At 29.3% G+C, this 18,111-nt stretch carries 19 protein-coding genes and 1 other annotated feature; all 19 genes read right to left on the bottom strand.

All coding sequences use genetic code 11. The features are described 5' to 3' along the window. Window positions 1-36 precede the first annotated feature (36 nt). The 19 genes from CURI_RS09000 to CURI_RS09085 all read right to left on the bottom strand — a co-directional run bounded on the left by CURI_RS09000 (window position 37) and on the right by CURI_RS09085 (window position 18,107). Window positions 37-624 (bottom strand): HD domain-containing protein, encoded by a 588-nt coding sequence (locus tag CURI_RS09000; RefSeq protein ID WP_014967942.1) that lies wholly within the window; start codon window positions 622-624, stop codon window positions 37-39. 29 nt (window positions 625-653) lie between these two features. Continuing rightward, entirely contained in the window at window positions 654-1,754 is a 1,101-nt protein-coding gene (locus CURI_RS09005) for a Nif3-like dinuclear metal center hexameric protein (RefSeq protein ID WP_014967943.1), read from the bottom strand. Continuing rightward, a complete protein-coding gene (locus tag CURI_RS09010) occupies window positions 1,741-2,439 on the bottom strand; it encodes a tRNA (adenine(22)-N(1))-methyltransferase (RefSeq protein ID WP_014967944.1) in 699 nt (232 codons plus the stop codon). Before CURI_RS09010 ends, CURI_RS09005 begins: the two co-directional genes overlap by 14 nt. 19 nt (window positions 2,440-2,458) lie before the next feature. Next, entirely contained in the window at window positions 2,459-3,166 is a 708-nt protein-coding gene (locus CURI_RS09015; RefSeq protein ID WP_014967945.1) for an HAD family hydrolase, read from the bottom strand. 77 nt (window positions 3,167-3,243) lie between these two features. Further along, on the bottom strand, window positions 3,244-4,359 hold the full coding sequence (gene rpoD, locus CURI_RS09020) for an RNA polymerase sigma factor RpoD (protein WP_014967946.1): 1,116 nt from the start codon (window positions 4,357-4,359) through the stop codon (window positions 3,244-3,246). A gap of 24 nt (window positions 4,360-4,383) precedes the next feature. Further along, window positions 4,384-6,201: a DNA primase gene (dnaG, locus tag CURI_RS09025; RefSeq protein WP_014967947.1), complete on the bottom strand. Its 1,818-nt coding sequence runs from the start codon at window positions 6,199-6,201 to the stop codon at window positions 4,384-4,386. A gap of 184 nt (window positions 6,202-6,385) precedes the next feature. After that, window positions 6,386-7,222 carry a pyruvate, water dikinase regulatory protein gene (locus tag CURI_RS09030; RefSeq protein ID WP_014967948.1) on the bottom strand — a complete coding sequence of 279 codons (837 nt, stop codon included), beginning with the start codon at window positions 7,220-7,222 and terminating at the stop codon, window positions 6,386-6,388. A 10-nt stretch (window positions 7,223-7,232) separates the two neighbouring features. Then, window positions 7,233-7,874, bottom strand: a complete 642-nt coding sequence (ccpN, locus tag CURI_RS09035; protein WP_014967949.1) for a transcriptional regulator CcpN — start codon at window positions 7,872-7,874, stop codon at window positions 7,233-7,235. A gap of 24 nt (window positions 7,875-7,898) precedes the next feature. After that, a complete protein-coding gene (locus CURI_RS09040; protein ID WP_014967950.1) occupies window positions 7,899-9,269 on the bottom strand; it encodes a glycine--tRNA ligase in 1,371 nt (456 codons plus the stop codon). A gap of 68 nt (window positions 9,270-9,337) precedes the next feature. Then, window positions 9,338-9,510 (bottom strand) — a binding site (T-box leader). A gap of 54 nt (window positions 9,511-9,564) precedes the next feature. After that, window positions 9,565-10,083 (bottom strand): DUF4342 domain-containing protein, encoded by a 519-nt coding sequence (locus CURI_RS09045; RefSeq protein WP_014967951.1) that lies wholly within the window; start codon window positions 10,081-10,083, stop codon window positions 9,565-9,567. Window positions 10,084-10,099: 16 nt separating this feature from the next. Continuing rightward, a complete protein-coding gene (gene recO, locus CURI_RS09050; protein WP_014967952.1) occupies window positions 10,100-10,846 on the bottom strand; it encodes a DNA repair protein RecO in 747 nt (248 codons plus the stop codon). Window positions 10,847-10,860: 14 nt separating this feature from the next. Continuing rightward, window positions 10,861-11,025, bottom strand: a complete 165-nt coding sequence (locus CURI_RS15660) for a YqzL family protein (RefSeq protein ID WP_144276016.1) — start codon at window positions 11,023-11,025, stop codon at window positions 10,861-10,863. Window positions 11,026-11,138: 113 nt separating this feature from the next. Further along, window positions 11,139-12,023 carry a GTPase Era gene (era, locus tag CURI_RS09055; protein ID WP_014967953.1) on the bottom strand — a complete coding sequence of 295 codons (885 nt, stop codon included), beginning with the start codon at window positions 12,021-12,023 and terminating at the stop codon, window positions 11,139-11,141. Window positions 12,024-12,044: 21 nt separating this feature from the next. Continuing rightward, on the bottom strand, window positions 12,045-12,434 hold the full coding sequence (gene cdd, locus CURI_RS09060; protein ID WP_014967954.1) for a cytidine deaminase: 390 nt from the start codon (window positions 12,432-12,434) through the stop codon (window positions 12,045-12,047). Between the two features lie 13 nt (window positions 12,435-12,447). After that, complete coding sequence (locus tag CURI_RS09065; RefSeq protein ID WP_014967955.1) at window positions 12,448-13,494, bottom strand: DUF3048 domain-containing protein; 1,047 nt, start codon at window positions 13,492-13,494, stop codon at window positions 12,448-12,450. Between the two features lie 25 nt (window positions 13,495-13,519). Further along, on the bottom strand, window positions 13,520-14,803 hold the full coding sequence (locus tag CURI_RS09070) for a hemolysin family protein (protein WP_014967956.1): 1,284 nt from the start codon (window positions 14,801-14,803) through the stop codon (window positions 13,520-13,522). 55 nt (window positions 14,804-14,858) lie between these two features. After that, complete coding sequence (locus tag CURI_RS09075; RefSeq protein WP_014967957.1) at window positions 14,859-15,557, bottom strand: diacylglycerol kinase; 699 nt, start codon at window positions 15,555-15,557, stop codon at window positions 14,859-14,861. After that, window positions 15,544-16,008 (bottom strand): rRNA maturation RNase YbeY, encoded by a 465-nt coding sequence (gene ybeY, locus CURI_RS09080; protein WP_014967958.1) that lies wholly within the window; start codon window positions 16,006-16,008, stop codon window positions 15,544-15,546. The genes CURI_RS09075 and ybeY overlap by 14 nt, the downstream gene beginning before the upstream one ends. 2 nt (window positions 16,009-16,010) lie before the next feature. Next, window positions 16,011-18,107: an HD family phosphohydrolase gene (locus tag CURI_RS09085; RefSeq protein WP_014967959.1), complete on the bottom strand. Its 2,097-nt coding sequence runs from the start codon at window positions 18,105-18,107 to the stop codon at window positions 16,011-16,013. Between the last annotated feature and the right edge of the window lie 4 nt (window positions 18,108-18,111).

An 18,111-nucleotide genomic window follows, 5' to 3' on the forward strand; every position in this document is an offset into this window, starting at 1 on the left:
AATATAACATAGATAAATAATCAATGTCAATTGAATTTATTGTAAAATTTCTATATCTTCAACTATGCTGGGAAGTATTTCATCTATAAAATATTTTACACTTATCAAGTTACTTTCCTTCAACTTATTTACTAGCATAGAGTACTTCTCATTAAAAGTTTGTGTATTTCCTAACTGAATTTCATATATACACTCTAGTAGAGCATCTATACTATCTGCATAACTTAATATTTGTCCTTCAATTGTATCATCTTTAAAGTTAGTTAAAATTTCTCTATATTTTTCTTTATAGGGATTTTCTAATTCTTCTATTAATACTTCTTCTACTAGTTCATCTTCTATTTTATCTACTAGTGCCTTTAATTTAGAATCTCTATATTTCATAGTATTTATTATATCCCCTGTCATAGCTTCTGGAACATCATGGTTTATGAGTTTAGTAAGTAATTTTTTCCAGTCTATGGTATTCCCGTTTTCTTCTTCTATTACAGCTAGCATCTGTCCTATTTGAGTTACAAAAAATAAGTGTTCGCTCACTGTAGCTCTCATATGCATATATTCATTAGACCATCTACCCATATTATTTAGTTTTCTTACTATCTTTAAATAGTTACCAAATCCCATTTTTATCCCTCCTGACTTACCAGGTTATTTTATATAGTTATAAATGGAGCTATACTTTCATTATAGGTAATTATTTTAACTTGATTTGTATTTTCTTGTATATATTCTTTTAGGAAATCTATTGAATGTTTTTCTGTTTCAAAATGTCCAGCATCTATAATACTTATACCCAATTCTGAAGCTAACTGTGCATCATGATACTTTATATCTCCTGTTATATATACATCTGCATTACTTCTATGGGCATCTTTTATAAAGCTTCCTCCACTTCCTCCACAAAGAGCAACTTTTTTTATCTCTCTATTTAGGTCACCATATACTCTAACTGTTTCACAATCTAATTTCTCTTTTACTATTCTTCCGAAATCATTTAAAGCTATGTTTTTGTCTAGTTTTCCTACTCTTCCATATCCATAAGATTTTCCTTTATTGTAGAGTGGATATATGTCATAAGCTACTTCCTCGTAGGGGTGAGCTTTTACCATAGAAGATATTACTTTTTGAAGTATATGCTCATCTACTATAGTTTCTATTTTCTCTTCTTCTACACTTTCTATTCTTCCTAACTCTCCTATATATGGATTCGTTCCTTCTCTTGGTAAGAAAGTTCCTACGCCCTTCGTATTAAATGTACAATGACTATAGTTACCTATAAATCCTGCTCCACTATCTCCTAATGCTTTTCTCACTATTTCTGTATGAGATACCGGAACAAATACACATATCTTATATAGCTTGTCTGCACGAAACTTAGACATTGGTCTCGTATCTTTTAAATTTAGCTTATCAGCCAAAATATCATTTACTCCACCATTACACATATCTAAATTAGTATGTGCACTAAATACTGTTATATCGTTTTTTATAATTTCTGATATTATATCTCCATTTGGATTGTCTAAAGAAATGTGCTTAATACCCCCAAAAAAGAGAGGATGATGTGTTATTATCATATCTACTTTATTTTCTATTGCTTTATTTAATGCTTTTTCACCTAAATCTAAAGTTATTAGTATATTCTTTACATCCTTTTTTAAACTTCCTACCTGTAGTCCTGAATTATCCCATGTATCAATAAGGTATGACGGCGCTAACTTATTTAAAATACTTACAATTTCACTTGCTTTCATTTAATTTTAACACCTCCATTAATTCATCATATTTGTTTTTGAATTCAATATATTTCTCTTTATTGACATCTGATTTTTGATTTCTAAGGTTTTCTAAGACCTTTGATATTTTTTCTATCTTTGCTTCTAGAAATTCATTTAATAGTGGATCTTTATTTTCTATTAATTTCTTCCCTATTTCTAGATATATTTCTTTGTCCAACTTATCTTTTCCATGTACTACACTTAATATCTGATATAGTTTTTCTCCTTCTTTTGCTAACTTTTCATCTATGATAGTATAGTCATTATCATATAAATATTTTCTAAGTTCATCTATCGCTGTCATAGGTTGAAGTATAAAACTTTTTATATCTTTAGTTATTATCTTTGAATCTTCTAATATTTCAGATATTAAAACACCACCCATACCGGCTATTACAACTGTATCTATTTCACCTTCATTTATAGTGTTCAATCCACTTCCAAGTCTAGTCTCTATTTTTTCTTCAAGGTTCTTTTTAGCAATATATTCTTGAGCATTTTTAAGTGGCCCCTCATTTATATCACTTGCTATTACTTTTTCTGAAATATTATTTTCTACTAGATATACTGGTATATACCCATGATCTGTTCCTATATCCGCAACTTTAGTATCTTTTTCTATAAATTCTGCTATTGTTTGTAACCTTGGTGATAATTTCATACTGTTTTCTCCTTTACTATTAAACATTAGGGAGTTTTTCTATTAGTTTATATAAATCTTCAAAATTTCCTACATAATCTGGTGTATAGCTAGGTTCTTTTCTATCTATAGTATAGTCATTTAACAGGAATGTCTTTATTCCTAGTTTACCTGATACTATATCTTCTTGAACATCATTGCCTACCATCATAGTTTCTTCTGGATTTCCACCTATGTGTTCTAATATCTCTTCATAGTATTCTAAGTGTGGTTTGCAATAATGCATATTTTCATAACTAGTAATAAATTCAAAATCATCGGGACATAAATCTGCCCATTTTATTCTCTCTATTATCGCTTCTTTGGGAAATAAAGGATTTGTAGCTACAACTAATGTGTAACCTTTTTGCTTTAATAACTCTATACTTTTTTTAGCTATTTCATTAGATTTGGCTAATATCTTTAACTCAGTGAATTCGTTTCTATAAAAATCTTCTAACATTTCCATTGCTTCATCTACATTATCTATTTTTTCTCTAAAAGCTTCTAAGAAACATTGTTCATTAGTCTTTTCTTTATCCTTATTTTCTACCACAGAGGTTGTTGCGTCCCATATTGACTTAGTTAAATGCTTACCTTTTTCGGCACATTTAGTCTTTTCGCTAATTTTATTAAAGTATTCCCTAGTAAATTCTTCTGCATCTAATGCAAGAAGTGTTCCATCTAAATCAAAAAATATATTTTTCATTTTATAACCTCCCTGTTGCTTATCCTAATTTTAGGTAAATAATAAAGAGGCCTCCTTTTGAGACAGCCTCCTATAATTTATTCTAAAAAGTCTTTCAGTTTTTTACTTCTACTTGGATGTCTCAATTTTCTTAATGCTTTAGCCTCTATCTGTCTAATTCTCTCTCTAGTTACATCGAACTCTTTTCCTACTTCCTCTAGTGTTCTAGCTCTGCCATCATCTAGACCAAATCTTAATCTTAATACTTTTTGCTCTCTAGGTGTTAATGTATCTAGAACATCTATTAGTTGTTCTTTAAGCATTGTAAATGTAGCTGCTTCTGCTGGGGCTTGTGCATCATCATCTGGTATAAAATCTCCTAAGTGACTATCTTCTTCCTCACCTATAGGTGTTTCTAAAGATACTGGCTCTTGAGCTATTTTTTGAATTTCTCTAACCTTATCTACATCTAAGTTCATTTCTTTTGCTATTTCTTCTGGTGTTGGTTCTCTACCTAAGTCTTGTAATAATTGTCTTGAAACTCTAATTAATTTATTTATAGTTTCTACCATGTGAACTGGTATTCTTATAGTTCTAGCTTGGTCTGCTATAGCTCTAGTTATTGCTTGACGAATCCACCATGTTGCATACGTACTAAACTTGAACCCTTTTTCGTAGTCGAATTTTTCAACTGCTTTTATTAGTCCGAGATTTCCTTCTTGTATTAAATCTAGAAATAACATTCCTCTACCCACGTATCTTTTAGCTATACTAACTACTAGTCTTAGATTTGCCTCTGCTAACTTTCTTTTAGCTTCTTCATCACCTTGTTCCATTCTCTTAGCTAGCTCTGTTTCTTCCTCAGCTTTTAATAAAGCAACCTTACCTATTTCTTTAAGGTACATTCTAACAGGGTCATCTACGCTTATACCTTTAGGTACTGATAAGTCTTCTTTCTCTAAATCTATTTCATCAGAATCATCATTTTTATGTGCATCTTCTTTTTCTATTAATATGTCTTCGTCTTTATCTCCTACTATATCTATTCCCATATCTTCTAAACTCTGATATACTTCATCTATTTGGTCTGTATCTAAATCTAATTCTTCAAGGGAATCTATAATTTCTTTATATGAAAGAACTCCTCGTTTTTTTCCTTTTTCTATTAAATCTCTCACTATATTAAGTTCTTTCGACTTATCTTTGTTTGCCATATTATTTCCCTCCTTCCATAGAATTTACTGGTTTATCTTCAATTGTTTGTCTATATGAATTAACTCTAAGCATAGTTGATTAATTTTCTCCATATCTTCCTCAGTCTTTCCTTCTTTATTATCTAACATGTTTATTTGTTTTTTTATTTGTTCTTTTTTCATACTTATCTTATAGTAATTAATATTTTTTATATAGTCCTCAATGGCCTTAATTTTACTGGCTTCATTTATTTTAATTTGTAAACTTAAAACATCTTTTACTTTAGCTTTATCATTTTCATCAAATTTATTTAAAATTTTAATTGAATCTATATTTTCATCATTTTCATAGAGTTCATATGTTATATTTGCTAATTTACTGTATATATTATCTGAGAAATCTTCTGATTTAAATTTTTCTTTTATATTTAGATATATGCTTTTATTATTTATAATAAGATTTAACAACTCTTTTTCTGCTGTTAAATGTCCTGGTTGTAGCATATATTGGACTGGAACTATATTATCTTTATTATTATACCTATAATTATTATTTATATACTTGTCCTTTGGTTTTAAGTCTTTATATACTTCTCTTTTTATTACTTCTGGTAATATTCTAACTTCCATAGATAATTTGTTTATATATACTTCTAGTTCTACGGGACTTTTAATTTCTTTCAATATTAGAGATGCTTCTTTTATAAAGTTAATTTTACCTTCATGATTATTTATATCATATAGCTTTTTCTTTTGATTTATTCTGAAGTCTATTGCAGTTAAAGATTCGCTTATTAGATACTTAAATTTTTCTATACCATTTATTTTTATATAATCATCTGGATCCATTCCATCTGGTAGAGATATTATTTTAGGACCTATACCTATTTCTTTCATAACATCTAGCCCTTTATTAGCTGCATTTATACCAGCCTGATCTGAATCATAGCAAATATATATTTCTTTACTATATCTTTTTAATAACTGTCCTTGATTTGGCGTTAATGCAGTTCCTAATGATGCTACAGCATAATTTATGCCATGTTTATATAGCGAAATTACATCCATATATCCTTCCACTAATATTATTTTTTCATTCTTATTATATTTTTTGGCTATATTGAGCGCATAAAGATTATTTCCTTTTAAAAATATATTAGTGTCAGGCGAATTTAGGTACTTTGGCTGATTTTTACTGTCTATAGATCTTCCACCAAATCCTATAACTTTACCTCTAGTATTTATTATAGGAAATATTATTCTGTCACGAAATCTATCATAATATCTACCTGATTCTCTATGCTTTATTATTAATCCTGCTTTTTCTATGTCTTCTTCTTTATAATTTTTATTTTTTAGATAGTTTAATAAGCTATTCCAACTATTTAAAGAGTAGCCTAATCCAAACGTTTTTATAGTTTTCTGATCTATGCCTCTATTGATTAAATAATGATAAGCTCTTCTTTCTTTAAAAAGATTCCGATAGAAGTATATTCCTGCTTCTCTATTTATTTCGTACAGGGTATCCTTAGTTTTGTCCAATTCGACATTTTCAGTCTTTCGTTTTCCCTCTAGTCGAATATTTACTCTATCCGCTAATGATTCTAAGGCTTCTATAAACTCTATATTCTCTTGTTTCATAATAAAAGATATTACATCTCCTCCTTCTCCACACCCAAAACAATGATACATCTGTTTTTGGTCAGATACTACAAATGAAGGGGTTCTTTCTGAATGAAAAGGACAAATCCCTTTATAATTAGACCCTACTTTTTTTAAATCTACATACTGTGATATTATATCGACAATATTATTACTTTCTCTTACTTCACTTATTACATCTTCATCGTAAAGATATGTCATAAATTATCACCTTTTATCTATATAATAATATAATTCGTCAAAAATCATCTTTTTCCTTCTAAATTATTTTTTATATACAGAAAATTTATTTTTTAGCTATATCTATGATATACTACAAATATTTTGAGTTTCCTTCTATATTGTAAAGTATACATACTTTTATCTAAAAAGAGCGTTGAATATATCAACACCCTGTTTCATCAATCCAGCTATAGTTATTATGCTTAGTTATCTCTAATATAATTCCTGCTGTTTCTTCAACTGCTTTGTTTGAAACATCTATAACTGGACAACCTAACCTCTTCATAAGATTCTCTGAGTATTCAAGCTCTTTTAATATCCTCTCCATACTTGCATAATTTGCAGTATTGTTTAAACCCAGTGCTTTTAATCTCTCTTGTCTTATTTCATTAAGCTTTATAGGGTTAGTTGTAAGTCCAATTATTTTCTTTACATCTACTTCAAATAGTTCGTCTGGTATAGGAACTTCTGGGACTAATGGTACATTCGCAACTTTTAAGTTTTTATGTGCTAAATACATACTTAATGGAGTTTTAGAAGTTCTAGATACTCCCACCAGTACTATATCTGCTTTTTTTATTCCTCTATTATCTTTTCCATCATCATATTTCACAGCAAACTCTACTGCTTCTATTTTTTTAAAATATTTTTCGTCAAGCTTTCTAATAATCCCAGCCTCTTTTTTAGGTTCGATTCCAACTAGTTTTTTTATTGCATCTAATATTGGAGACATAAGATCTACTGTGCTTATATTTAGTTTATGTGCTTTATCCTCTAGAAATGTTTTTAATTCATCTACAACTATAGTGTATACTATTATACAACTTTCATTTTTCGCTTCTTCTAATATTTCCTCTATCTGTTCTTTTTCCGTTATATATGGAAATCTTCTTGTTTCATATCTACCAGCCTTAAACTGACCAATTGCTGCTCTAACAACTTGTTCGCCTGTCTCACCCACTGAGTCTGAAAGTATATATACGATATTATTCTTTTCCATAAAATACCCCCTATGCATTTTGGCATAAATCAACTAGCACTCTAACTATATTGGTCTTAGATATTTTTCCTACTACTTTATATTTCTTTTTATTTTCTTCGCTTATTTCTTCCACTACTGGTAGACTATCTACTTCATGCTCTATTATTTTTATAGCAGCATCTAATACATTTTCCTCCAAGGTAATAGTTACTATATTTGGCATCCTTGTCATTATTACTCCTACAGGGATCTTATTAATATCTATACCCCCTATGGCATTTTTTAAGAAATCTTTTCTAGAAACTATACCACTTAGATATCCTTCATTTGTTACATAAATAGAGCCTACATCTTCTAAAAACATGGTTACCATAGCATCATAAGTAGTTGTCTGCTCATCCACTATTATAGGCAGTGATTTTACATCCTTAGCTTTTAAGTTTTTAACTTGTTGTAAAAATATACTGGATATTTCTTTTCCACTATAAAAATATCCTACCTTTGGTCTTGCTTCTAGGATTCCAACCATAGTTAATATTGAAAAGTCCGGTCTTAATGTAGCCCTAGTTAGTTTTAACTGTTTTGCTATTTCTTCCCCTGTTATAGGTTCGTTATCTTTTACTATATCTATTATTTTTTGTTGCCTTTCTGATAACTGAATTTTAATCACCCCTTTTGGGTCATTATTTTAAAGTTAAAACTCTAATTTCTCTTCTATAATATTTACTAAATCATCTATTTTTACTCTTTGTTGTTCCATAGTATCTCTATCTCTAATAGTTACACAATTGTCTTCTAATGAATCATAGTCAAAAGTTATACAAATAGGAGTACCTATCTCATCATGTCTTCTATATCTCTTTCCTATACTTCCTGCTTCATCATAGTCAACCATAAATTTTTTAGTTAGTTTTTTATATAACTCTGTTGCTGGTTCACTTAGTTTTTTAGTTAGTGGAAATACCGCAGCTTTAAACGGTGCTAATGCTGGATGAAATTTAAGAACTATTCTTTCTGTACCATCTTCTAGTTGTTCCTCTGTATATGCTTCTGATAAGAAGGCTAATGTTACTCTATCGGCTCCTAACGATGGCTCTATACAGTAAGGTACATATTTTTCATTCGTAACTGGATCTTGATAGCTTAAGTCTTCACCCGAAACTTCCATATGTCTTTTTAAGTCGAAGTCTGTTCTATCTGCTATACCCCAAAGCTCTCCCCATCCAAATGGGAACTTATATTCTATATCTGTAGTAGCTTTACTATAGTGAGATAATTCTTCTTCTTCATGATCTCTTAATTTTATATTATCTTCAGATATATTTAAATTAAGTAGCCAATTTTTGCAAAAATCTTTCCAGTAGTTAAACCATTCTAAGTCTTCTCCAGGCTTACAGAAAAACTCTAGTTCCATTTGTTCAAATTCTCTAGTTCTAAATGTAAAATTACCTGGTGTAATTTCATTTCTAAATGACTTTCCTACTTGTCCTATTCCGAACGGGATTTTTTTTCTTGAAGTTCTTGCAATATGCTTAAAGTTTACAAATATACCTTGTGCTGTTTCTGGTCTTAAATATATTTCTGCCTGTGTATCTTCCGTAACCCCTTGAAAAGTTTTAAACATAAGATTAAACTGTCTTATATTTGTATAATCAAGTTGTCCACATTCCGGACATTTTATCTCATTCTCTTTTATAAATTCTTCCATCTTTTCATTAGACCAACCCTCTACCGACAAGTCTTTTCCATTTTCATTTAAGTACTCTTCTATTAATTGGTCTGCTCTAAATCTTGATTTACATTTTTTACAATCCATAAGAGGATCACTAAAACCACCTATATGTCCTGAAGCTTCCCAAGTTTTAGGATTCATTAGTATTGCAGAATCTAATCCTACATTATATATCGACTCTTGTATAAACTTTTTCCACCATGCATTTTTTACATTATTCTTAAGCTCTACTCCTAGTGGACCATAATCCCACGTGTTTGCAAGTCCTCCGTATATTTCCGAACCCGAAAAAACAAATCCTCTTGACTTACATAATGATACTATCTTCTCCATATTGTTATTCCTCCTTGCAATTTATAAACATAAAAAAGCAACCTGATGTTCCTATGTAGTTATATGTACATAGGGACGAAAGGTTACTTCCGCGGTTCCACCCTACTTGATATCTATATGATACCCATCTTTATACTATACGCTCAGAAATTCCGTTCACTAAAAGCTTATATTAGGCTTTCACTATCCCTAATTCGCTTTGATAGTTCTTTTAGTTACTCTTTTTCTTCATAGCAAATATTTTTTACCATAGTAATTAATCTAACAAAATAATTTTAAACTGTCAATATTAATACTATATTTTATTAAAATCATCTTCGTCTTCTTCTTTTTGATCTTCCTCTTTTTGAGAGCTACTACTTTCATTTTTATTAATAGTACTCTTTACCTTGCTTACTGCTTTTTCATAAGCTTCTCCTAACTTTATTACTTCTCCATCTTTTTTATTAATTTCGATAGTACATTTAGTTAGTACAGCAGCTGTTAATCCTACTGTAGCTAGAAAAGGTCCTGCTAAAATTCCTATAACTCCTACATTTATTGGAATATTCATTATAACTTCTCCGTCTTTTTTCACTACAATTTTGTTTACATTTCCTTCTTTTAAGATTTCCTTTAGCTTTTCTAGTAATTCGTCACCTTTACTATTTATATTTTGTGTCCAATTACTTCCCCAAGAGCTGCCTTTTTCTTCTAAGTATATTATTGCATCTACAATACTTCCGTCATTTTCTATTAATGCTTCTTTAGCTTCTTTATAACTTGCTCCAGTTCTTTCTCTTACAGCATCAATTTTTTCTAAATCAACACTCATTAATTTCTCCTCCTTCTCAACATTCTAAGGTCTTTATAAATTCTAATGATTTAAAACGTTTCTTTTCTATATGAGACGTTATATACATCATAATTACTTCTTCTATTTTTTGCTCTTCATTTTTATCTATATCTATATCTTTTAGCTCATCTAATTTTGAGTACATAAGCTTTCTCATATTATTTACAGTAGTATGCTTTACATCTTTTTCATAAGTGCTATTACTGAAGCAGTTTTCACATACAGTTCCACCCTGAATAATATTAAATCTTATATTATTTGTGAGATCATTTCCACAGTTTACGCATTGATTAAGCTGTGGCTTATAACCTATAAAGCTTATATATTTTATTTGAAATGCTAGTAACAGTTTTTTATAATTGCCTTTTGCTTCACTAAGGATTTTCAATGTCTTAACAAGCAATTCAAATAAAATATCATTTGGCTCTTCATCTAATAACGAAGAATCTACAAGTTCTAATATATAAGTTGCGTAGGACAATTTATATATATCTTCTCTTAATGAATAAAAACTATCTATTACATCTCCTTGATTTATATTATAAAGACTTTTTCCTTTATATAATATAAATTCACTATAGCAAAAAGTTTCTGTACTACTTATTAACTTACTCTTAGGTTTTCTAGCTCCTTTAGCTATAGCTTGAATTTTACCTTTGTCTTTAGTAAATATAGTTAAGATTCTATCTGATTCACTATATTTAGTCTGACGAATAACTACCCCTTTAGATTCAATAAACATTTCTTCACCTCAAATTATCCGATATCCTCCTGTTCGGTTTGAGTAGTAAGTTCCTCACTTTCCTCAGTCATATAGCTCTTAATATTATCAATGTTTCCACCATCTACACTTGATTTATAATAAAGGTAAGTATCTATATTTCCTGTTAATTCAAACATTTTCCACAACTCATTCTTCATCGCTAAATCACTCCTTAGATAGTACTTATTTACTATCTATTGTTGTAATATATTTAGCATTTAATACGTTGTAAATAATGCTAATTTTGTAATTAAAGTTAGACTCCTGTATTTTACACGTATCCAAAGTATTTAATAGTTTTTTCCTTATCTCTCCAATTTTTTTCAACTTTTACCCATATCTCAAGATACACTTTACTTCCTAATAGTCTTTCTATATCTTCTCTTGCACTTTTGCCTATACCTTTTAATTTTTTTCCGCCTTTTCCGATTATAATTCCCTTATGAGAACTTCTTTCACAGTATATAATTGCATTTATATCTATAATATCTTTGTTCTCTCTTTTTCTCATAAGTTCTATACCAACTGCTACCCCATGTGGAACTTCTTCTTCTAAGTAGTGTAACGCTTTTTCCCTTATTATCTCAGATACTATTAATCTTTCTGGTTGATCTGTTATCATATCATCAGGGAAATATTGAGGCCCTTCAGGAATAATTTCTTTTATAGTTTTTAAAAGATAATTTACTCCTTGACCGTCTTGTGCTGATATAGGAATTATATGATCAAATACATTAAGATTTTCATAATTACTTATTATTTCTTTTACTTCATCTTGATTTATTTTATCAATTTTATTTATTACTAATATTTTCGTAGTATTTATTTCTTTTATTTCTTCAAGAATATATTCATCCCCAGGTCCTATCTTAGTGCTTTCATCTACAAGCCAAAGTATAACATCTACTTCTTTTAATGTATCCTTTGAAGCACTTACCATATATTCTCCTAGCTTATTTTTAGGTTTGTGTATTCCTGGTGTATCTATAAAAACTATTTGTGCTTCTTCCTCTGTATATACACATTGTATTTTATTTCTTGTCGTCTGAGGTTTATTTGATATTATTGCTATTTTTTCTCCTATTACACGATTTAATAGTGTTGATTTTCCAACATTAGGTCTACCTATTATTGTTACAAATCCTGATTTATACATTTAATTAACCACTCCTATATTCTATTTTAAATCATCTGGTCCAAAGCTATTAGGTAGTAACTCCTCTAATTCAAATATTTTATATTCATCTGTATTATTAGCTACTATAACTTTTATATCTTTTGAAAATTCTCTTATAACTTGTCTACATACTCCACATGGAAAAGTGTAATCTGAGCTTCCTACTATTGCTATAGCTTCAAATTCTCTATCACCTTCTGAAACTGCCTTAGATATTGCTGTTCTCTCAGCACATATTGTCGGAGTATATGACGCAGACTCTATATTGCATCCTGTGTATATCTTACCGTCTTTAGTTAAAACAGCTGATCCTACTTTAAATTTTGAGTATGGTGCATAAGCTTTTTCTTTTGCTTCTATTGCCTTATTTATTAAGTTTTTAATATCCACTTTTTTTCACTCCTTACCCTATTTCTATATGAGTACCAGTTGGAACTACTTGTATCCAAGTAACTCCTGGATTAAATGTTAATTCAACCCCAAGTTCATCATAATAAGTGGTTTTATCATTTGCTGATCGTTTCCTCCAAGTTATATCTTTTGCTTTTCCATCAGTTATATATGTTGCTTTTCCTGAACCTACTACATTTATTTTTTTTCTTCCTTCATTATCTATGATTTTAGACGTAACTTCTTGAATTATTATATTCTTAGCTTTTATAGTAGTGTTATCAGCTTCATCTATGTGAAGTTTTCCATCTTTATATCTTTCATACACTTTTTGGCCAGAGTCATATATATATTTGGTACTATTACTTTTATTGTAATTTATTATTATATTTTCTCCATTTTGACCTTCTATATCTGTATCCTTTTCGTTAAAATTATAGCCGTAGTAGTTTCCATTTTTACTATAGTTTAATTTTGTTTGCTCTTTTCTTATGTTTTCCATACTTATATATAAATTATGCGGCGCTTTTTTATTTTTACTCCTCCAAAACGCACTACTTGTAAGTCCGTCTATATCAGCTATACCATACCTTCTTACATATTCTTTTCCATCTTCACTTCCTCCACATCTTACATATAGAGGATCATATTGAACTATAGTTTCCACAAAGTAAGGCCTTGTACTTCTTACAGGCCCTATAACTTCAGGATCATTTATTAAGTATATTCCTATATATCTTGTATAAGGCTCTTCAGCTGGAAGTTCATAAACTATCTCTGCTTTGCTTAAACCAGCCTGCCATCTTGCTCTTGGATGATTATCAAACATTACTGCAACTGGTCTTTTTTCTAATATTTCTTTTTCAATTTCTACCCCACTAAACGGAGATTGTATAATTTCTTTTTTATTTTCTTCAATGTCTTTTATCTCCTCATCTGGCATTATTAAAGTCAGATCTCCTTCACTGCTTTTATCTTTTATTTTTAGAATACCATAAGTAACTACGCTTGATAAGATAAATAGAATAATTAATAGTAATGCTAATTTACTCTTTTTCATAATTTCCCCCTGATTATCAATCTTTTTATTCTTTATCTTCTACCCCTTCTATTGTTAATCTTATAGTTATTACTCTTCTATTATCTAATTTAACTACTTCCATTGTTATATTTCGATAATTAACCTTATCCCCATTAACAGGAACTCTTCCTAATGTATTAAACACATATCCACCTAGTGAATCAAATTCTTCTTCAGGTAAGTCTAAGTGAAATTGATCATTTATTTCCTCAAGAGATATATCTGCTTGTATTAAGTAAGTACTATCATCTACTTTTCTTATAAGATCAACTTCATTATCATATTCATCAAATATATCTCCTACTATCTCTTCTAATATATCTTCTATAGTTACAAGACCTTCTGTTCCACCATATTCATCCAATACTATTGCCATATGTATTTGTTTTTGTTGTAATTCTTTTAATAAAAGATTTGCTTTTTTCGTCTCTGGAACATAGTAAGCTGGTCTCATTAATTTAGTTATAGTTTTTTCTTTTAATATATCTTCCTTTAAAAGAGAATATTGTAGTAAATCCTTTGCATAAAGTATTCCTACTATATTATCTATGGTTTCTCTATATACTGGTATTCTTGAATGACCACATTTAATAATTAAATCTAACGCTTCTTTTATATTTGAGTCTTCTGCTATAGCTATTATATCTATCCTTGGAAGCATGACTTCTCCAACGTCTATATCATCAATCTCGAATATGTTTTGGATCATTTCCTTCTCTTGATGCTTAAGTATTCCTTCTTCTTCCCCTACATCTACCAGTGATCTTATTTCTTCTTCTGTTACAAATGGACTATTTGCAGATACCTCTCCACCTAAAATTTTTATTATAACATTTGTAACTTTTGTTAAAACTATTAATATTGGTTTAAATATAAAAGATAATAATTCCATAGGTCTTGCTATTATTGCTCCCACTTTTAGTACATTTTGAGTAGCATAAGTTTTAGGAGTAATTTCTCCAAACACTAATATCAGTATAGTCATAATAACTGTAGTAGCTACTGTAGAATTCTTTCCTTGAAAGCGATTTGCAGTCAGTTCAGATATTATAGCAGTCGCCGCTATATTTACAATATTGTTTCCAATAAGTATAGTTGACAATATGTCACTTATTTTAAATTTTACTCTCTTTAAAATTTCAGCCTTTTTTTCATTCTCCTCTTTTAACTGTCTTATCTTTGCTAATGATATAGACGTTAAAGCAGTTTCAGCACTTGAAAATATTGCTGATAATGAAAGTAATATAAGTACGAATATTACTCGTGAATATATGTCTACGTTTGACAAAATAATCCCTCCGCTATTAAATCTTATTTATCCTATAGTTTATTTATATTTTATATCATCCTATCATTTGAAATATTAGTATTGTCATAAGCATTCCTAATATCCCACCAAATACAACTTCTTTAAACGAGTGTATTTTTAACTCAACACGACTTTCAGCGACTAATAATGCTATTAAATAGCTTAATGTAGTAACTAAAGCATCTTTTGTTATAAAAGTTATTGAAGTAGCTATAGAAAATCCTATTGCTGAATGTCCACTAATTATTCCTCCCATAAATGGAGTTCCTGAATGATTTTTAGTTTTTATATATATAGTTATAAGTATAACCAATATTATGCTTATAAATGTCAAGTGAATGTGAGAATTTTTTATTTTATTTATTATAATAGAGGTAAGAGGGTTTACTCTATCAAAGAATAGTAGATATGCAACAACAATAGCATTTATAGAAGCTATAAGTACAGCTCCAGCAGCTACATCTTTGGCTATCTTAGCCAAAGGATTATATTTATCTGTATACATATCTACAACTTTTTCTATAGCAGTATTTATCATTTCCGTTATTATTACCAGGGAAATTGTAAAAAATAATATTAAAAATTCTAATCTACTAAAATTAAAAACAAACTTAATATTAGTACAAGAAAAGCTGTAAAAAAAATGAATTTTCATGTTCTTTTCTTTTCTTAAAGCATATATTATTCCTTCTACAGCATAATTAAAGCTTTTTATAGTTCTACTTATCTTCATTTTTAAAGATTCCTAGGTTTTTCATAATCTGCTTTTCTTTATCCCTCATCAATTTTTTATCGCTGTCTTCCATATGATCATACCCAAGTAAATGAAACATACTGTGAGCAGTCAAGTATGCAATTTCTCTGTCTACAGTATGTCCAAACTCTTCTGCTTGTCGCTTAGCTGTTTCAGCTGAAATAATTATATCTCCTAAAAGAGGAATATACGGTGTATCTTCCTCTTCTTCATACATCGGAAACGATAGAACATCTGTAGATTTATCTATATTTCTATATTGACTATTTAACTCTTTTATCTCATCATCATCTACAAAAGTTATGCTAACTTCATAGTTACTATTTTTTTGTTCTAATTTTAGACATTCTAATACTACATCTTCTAGAATATCATTTATATTTTCCTCTATATTTACTCTATCTTGTTCATTACTTATCAATATCTCCAATATTAATTCCCTCCTTTTAGTTCGTTTAGATCTAAATTAGGATATTCTATTCTCTGATGATATATTCCCATTAATACATTCATAAACGAAGTTGCTATATTGTCTAAATCTTTCAATGTAAGTGCACATTCATCCAGTTGACCATCATTTAATTTTCCTTTTATTATATTTCTAACTAATCCTTCTATTTTCCCTTTATTAGGTTCTCTCATAGATCTAACTGCAGCTTCTACAGAATCTGCTAACATAACTATAGCAGCTTCTTTAGTTTGTGGCTTTGGACCTTCATATCTAAATCTTTCCTCTAGTAGCTGCTTAGAATCTTCCCCGTTTAGTGCTTTGTGGTAGAAAAATGCCACTAATGTAGTTCCGTGATGTTCTTTTATTATATCTGTTATTTCTTGTGGTATTTTATAACTCTTGGCAAGAGCAACACCATCTTTAGTGTGATTAGTTAATATTAACGCACTCAAATTAGGATTTATTTTGTCATGTGGATTTTCACCACTTATTTGATTTTCTTTAAAAAAGTAAGGTCTCTTTATCTTTCCAACATCATGATAATAAGCTCCTACTCTCGTAAGCAATGGATTCGCTCCTACTTCTTCGGCAGCAGCTTCACTTAAATTTCCTACTAAAACACTATGATGATAAGTCCCTGGCGCTTCTAAAAGTAGTCTTTTAAGTAGAGGTTGATTAGGGTTTGATAGCTCTAAAAGTTTTAAAGGTGTTAATATTCCAAATATACTTTCCCAAAGCGGTAGTGATCCTATTGCTAATATTGAGCTAAATATACCATTAGTAAATCCATATATAACTCTATGGAGTAATTCATTTATTTCAAAGTTATATACTAATCCAAACGCTATTATTGTAAGAACATTTATACCACTTACTATAAGTCCTGTAAGTATTATATTGTATCTCTGTTGAGTATTCACAGAAGCAAATGCTCCTCCTATACCTCCTAGTAGAGACATTATAATAATACTTAGCTCACTTGATGTAGTTGTTCCTATTACTATTGAAAGAATTACATTTACTACAATAGCGAACTTAGGGTTTATTAGGATAGAAATAAGCATTGTAGCTATTGATATTGGCATCAAATATCCTGATATACCACTCGTTATTTTTGATATAATTACCACACTTAATATTATTATAGATAGTATGGTTAATAGATTTGTATTATAGAATACTTTTCTATCAAAAATATAAAGATATCCTACTATGATAGTTTCAAGTAGTATAACTATTATCAATGCTCCTAGCATAACACTATAGTCTACTCCATCTTCTTCTTTTAGTAATCCGGTTTTCTTTATAAGATCATATGCTTTTTGGTCTACTATTTGACTTCTTCCTACTATAATTTGTCCTTCTTTTATTACTACAGGTTCTACTTGCTCTGCTGCTTCTTCTCTTTTCTGTTGCGTCGTTTCCATATCTAAGAATCTATTTGGCTTTACTGAATTGTTTACTATATTAGCTCCTACCTTTTTAGCATCCTCAGGTAAATTCACAAAGTTTTGAAAGGTCTTAGCTATATTAGACTTTTCATAATCTATTTCTTCTGCTTTTATACCTATACCCATAACTTGATTAATAGTTTCATATATATTGTTTTCTAGTAATAAAATTGTTTGTGGAGATTGTTTAAGTATAGTATTGTAATCCCCTTTACTTAATTTTACATAGTTTTGATTTAATAATATTTTTTCTTTTTCTTCTAAAGTTAAGTCATTCTTTTCGAAATCTTTTATTATATTAAAAAACTGCCTTATGTCATCTTTTATTTTTACCTGTACAGAAGTATCAACTCTATGTCTTAGTTCTACTCTTGATATCGCTTCTTGCTTTAATTTCTCGGTTAGTTCCTCATCTATAATATCTTTGGTTGCCCTTATATCTTCCTGAGCTATGTCTCCAACTTTTACAATTATTTTTTCTGGTGCTATACTTTCTACTACTATGACAAAAAGTAAAACAGTAAACATTATGAGTAATGTTAACCGTTTTACTTTTTCCTCATGTAATGAATTATATATTGACGTTTTTTTAATTTTAGATATCTTTTCTTTAAATAAAGAAGGCATATAT

The sequence above is a fragment of the Gottschalkia acidurici 9a genome (assembly GCF_000299355.1).
Lineage (GTDB): Bacteria > Bacillota > Clostridia > Tissierellales > Gottschalkiaceae > Gottschalkia > Gottschalkia acidurici.

Excerpts from the sequence above, each read along its gene's own strand:
- CURI_RS09085 (WP_014967959.1), bottom strand. The coding sequence starts at position 18,107 with ATGCCTTCTTTATTTAAAGAAAAGATATCTAAAATTAAAAAAACGTCA.
- CURI_RS09040 (WP_014967950.1), bottom strand. The coding sequence starts at position 9,269 with ATGGAGAAGATAGTATCATTATGTAAGTCAAGAGGATTTGTTTTTTCG.
- CURI_RS15660 (WP_144276016.1), bottom strand. The coding sequence starts at position 11,025 with ATGAAGAATGAGTTGTGGAAAATGTTTGAATTAACAGGAAATATAGAT.
- rpoD (WP_014967946.1), bottom strand. The coding sequence starts at position 4,359 with ATGGCAAACAAAGATAAGTCGAAAGAACTTAATATAGTGAGAGATTTA.
- CURI_RS09015 (WP_014967945.1), bottom strand. The coding sequence starts at position 3,166 with ATGAAAAATATATTTTTTGATTTAGATGGAACACTTCTTGCATTAGAT.
- CURI_RS09010 (WP_014967944.1), bottom strand. The coding sequence starts at position 2,439 with ATGAAATTATCACCAAGGTTACAAACAATAGCAGAATTTATAGAAAAA.
- CURI_RS09000 (WP_014967942.1), bottom strand. The coding sequence starts at position 624 with ATGGGATTTGGTAACTATTTAAAGATAGTAAGAAAACTAAATAATATG.
- CURI_RS09065 (WP_014967955.1), bottom strand. The coding sequence starts at position 13,494 with ATGAAAAAGAGTAAATTAGCATTACTATTAATTATTCTATTTATCTTA.
- CURI_RS09045 (WP_014967951.1), bottom strand. The coding sequence starts at position 10,083 with ATGAGTGTTGATTTAGAAAAAATTGATGCTGTAAGAGAAAGAACTGGA.
- dnaG (WP_014967947.1), bottom strand. The coding sequence starts at position 6,201 with ATGACATATCTTTACGATGAAGATGTAATAAGTGAAGTAAGAGAAAGT.
- CURI_RS09030 (WP_014967948.1), bottom strand. The coding sequence starts at position 7,222 with ATGGAAAAGAATAATATCGTATATATACTTTCAGACTCAGTGGGTGAG.
- CURI_RS09075 (WP_014967957.1), bottom strand. The coding sequence starts at position 15,557 with ATGAAGATAAGTAGAACTATAAAAAGCTTTAATTATGCTGTAGAAGGA.
- era (WP_014967953.1), bottom strand. The coding sequence starts at position 12,023 with ATGTATAAATCAGGATTTGTAACAATAATAGGTAGACCTAATGTTGGA.
- recO (WP_014967952.1), bottom strand. The coding sequence starts at position 10,846 with ATGTTTATTGAATCTAAAGGGGTAGTTATTCGTCAGACTAAATATAGT.
- CURI_RS09005 (WP_014967943.1), bottom strand. The coding sequence starts at position 1,754 with ATGAAAGCAAGTGAAATTGTAAGTATTTTAAATAAGTTAGCGCCGTCA.